This is a genomic window from Corynebacterium sp. BF-R-2, assembly GCF_024586525.1.
Lineage (GTDB): Bacteria > Actinomycetota > Actinomycetes > Mycobacteriales > Mycobacteriaceae > Corynebacterium > Corynebacterium singulare.
In genome coordinates this window covers 1-2,662 of the sequence record NZ_JAMFTP010000025.1, presented here as the reverse complement: position 1 = coordinate 2,662, position 2,662 = coordinate 1, and the positions used below count along the sequence as shown (strand labels likewise).

Sequence of the window (2,662 nt, the reverse complement as noted above, 5' to 3'; positions counted from 1 at the left end):
TGACCGGGTTCGGTTTTTAGTACCGGTCGGGCGGGTATCGGGTACTGGGTGTGCGTGTATCGGGTACCGGGGGTAGTTGGGTTGGCAGTCTGTGGTTGACGGCCCTGCGCAGTGTGTACGCGCGGGCCGCGTAACCATGGAAGGAGTTTGGTGTGGTCACCAATTACAGGTTGATCATGCTGGCGCTTGTGCAAGGCCGCTCGTGGTCGCAGATCACGTCGGATTTGGGGTGCTCGCGCAGCAGTATTGATAAGGCCAGTCGGGTGTTGCGCTCGACTGGGATGGACGAGGACACGATTACCGCGTTGTCGCCGCAGGAGCTTTCGGAGTTGTTTCCGGATAATCGCCGGCGGGATTCAGATGCGTTTGTGGAACCGGATTTCGCAGGCATCGCCGCCCGGCGCCGACGCGGTGAGCGGGTGACGTTGAAGGTGGAACACCATAAATACACCCGCCGTCAGGCTACTTCTGGCCAGCAGCATTATTCCTACCGGCAGTTCTGCGCGCTGTTTGAAAACTACGTCGATGTCAACGACCTGACTGCGCTTTTGACCCATGCCCCTGGTGAGGAGCTGTGCGTTGATTGGTCCGGGGAAACCATGGCAGTTGTTGACCCGTTGACCGGGGTGTCTGTGCAGGCGTATGTGTTTGTGGCGTCGCTGCCGCATTCGGGGCTTATCCATGCCAGTGCGTGGCCGGATATGCGGATGCGGTCGTGGCTGTGTGCCCACCGCGACGCGTTGGACTATATCGGTGGCGTGCCGGTGCGCATCGTGCCCGATAACGCCTCGACAGCAACCAACCAGATCACACGTGGTGCGACGGTGCGTGAAGTCAACGAGCGCTACCAGCAGTTCGCCGAGTTCTACGGTTGCGGGATTACCCCGGCTAGGCCGGGTAAACCCAGGGATAAGGCCCATGTGGAAAAGGCGGTCGATATCGTCCAGACCTGGGTCGCAGAAGCGTTATCGGGCCAAGAGTTCTCCACGTTCGACGCTCTCAACGCCGCTATTGCAGCACAGGTCGACTAGATCAACGACCGGGAAGGATTCCGGGGCCGCAACGCAAGCCGCAGGCAATTGTTTGTTGAAAGCGAAGCAGAAGCATTGCGCCCGCTGCCTCAACAGCGCTGGTCGTATTCCACGTGGCGTAAAGCCAAGGCCGGGGTGAACTACCACGTCCAAGTGGAGAAGCATTTCTACTCTGTGCCGTGGAGCTTCGCCGGCAAAAGTGTCGACGTGCAGATCTTCGACGATGTCGTCGACATCTTCAGCGCGGGTGAGCATATCGCTTCCCACCGTAAAAAGCCTGGCAACATGCAGTACTCCACAGATAAAGAGCATGTGCCGGCAAAGCACCAGGACTTGGCCACGAAGTGGGATCGGGGCCGGATTGAGTCATGGGCTCAAAGTATTGGGGCCGCAACCTACGAACTCATCCGCCAGATGTTTCACGCCCGCCAAGTTGAAGCCCAAGCCTACAATAGCGCCCTTGGCGTGCTGAGCCTGTCGAAGAAGTACTCCCGCAGCCTGCTTGAACAAGCCTGCCAAGACGTCCTCGACTCCCACATGGTCCCGTCGGTGCGCAAAGTCCACGACACCATCAAAGACCTCGCAACCCGCACCACCGCCACAGGTGGTGCGCAATCACCTACATCATCTGCCGCGTCAACTAGGCCGGTGATTCGTCCCGCACCACCAGCCCAGGCGTCGCACGTACGGGGCAAAGCAGCGTTCGAGTTCAGTGAGCTTGAATTCGGTGAGGAGGCGTAGAAGCATCATGGCGTTAACCGATGAAGATTTCGACAAGCTCGGCTCGCTGCGCGGGATGCGCGTGTTCGCCGCGACGATCCAAGAGATCGTCAACGACCCCTCGCGCGATAACGATTCCTTCGAAGACAAGATCAAAGAAGCCCTCGAAGCCCAACTCACCGCCCGCGACAACAAGGTCATCCAGACAAGGTTGCGTGAAGCGAAACTCCTTGGCTCAACCGCCGCACTCGAGCGCTTCGATGCCTATCCCGGCCGCGGTGTAACCCAAGACCGCATCGACCGGCTCGCCACCTGCGAATGGATCGACTACGGCAAAGACCTCATCATCGTGGGAGCTACCGGCACCGGTAAAAGTTTTCTCGCCCAAGCCCTGGCCGTCGCGGCGTGCCGCAAAAAGCTCACCGCCCGTTACTTCCGGCTCAACGACCTGGCCAACGATTTCGACGCTGCGGCTGAGCATCCCCAGGCCCGCAAACAACTCCTCGCCGACCTGCAAGCCCCGGCACTTGTCGTCATCGATGATTTTCTCGCCACCGATGTCTCAGCGCACGCGTTGAACCAGGTATTCAACCTGCTCGTCGGGCGTGAGCATGCCTCTACCGTGATCGCCAGCCAACACGAACCCGATTACTGGTACGACGTCTTCTCAGAAGCAGCACTGGCAGACGCAGTCATGTCCAGACTCGCCAACCACGGCTCGAAACTCACCCTGACAGGAGAAGACATGCGAACCCGCGACGACATCAAACAAGAAAGGATGGCCCCTACGACACCCACACGGCTACGTCAACCCCGAAAGTCGTAACCGGGGGTAAAAACCGGGTACCGGCAACCACCAACACCCCGGTACCCGATACCGCCCTACCGGTACCGAAAAGAAACGCCCGTCA

The 2,662-nt window shown here is 59.4% G+C and carries 3 protein-coding genes; all 3 read left to right on the top strand.

The genetic code is table 11. From position 1 onward, the window contains the following. Positions 1-152: 152 nt before the first annotated feature. The 3 genes from istA to M5J09_RS13075 are packed head-to-tail and all read left to right on the top strand — an operon-like array spanning position 153 to position 2,577. Positions 153-1,031, top strand: a complete 879-nt coding sequence (istA, locus tag M5J09_RS13085; protein WP_257158155.1) for an IS21 family transposase — start codon at positions 153-155, stop codon at positions 1,029-1,031. A gap of 48 nt (positions 1,032-1,079) precedes the next feature. Continuing rightward, the gene (locus M5J09_RS13080; RefSeq protein WP_257158154.1) at positions 1,080-1,772 is read left to right on the top strand and encodes a hypothetical protein; all 693 of its coding nucleotides are present in this window, start codon (positions 1,080-1,082) and stop codon (positions 1,770-1,772) included. A 7-nt stretch (positions 1,773-1,779) separates the two neighbouring features. Beyond that, entirely contained in the window at positions 1,780-2,577 is a 798-nt protein-coding gene (locus M5J09_RS13075) for an ATP-binding protein (RefSeq protein WP_049152283.1), read from the top strand. The last annotated feature ends 85 nt before the right edge of the window (positions 2,578-2,662 follow it).

Bases quoted from the DNA above. Each gene is read 5' to 3' on its own strand.
- M5J09_RS13075 (WP_049152283.1), top strand. From the start codon at position 1,780: ATGGCGTTAACCGATGAAGATTTCGACAAGCTCGGCTCGCTGCGCGGG.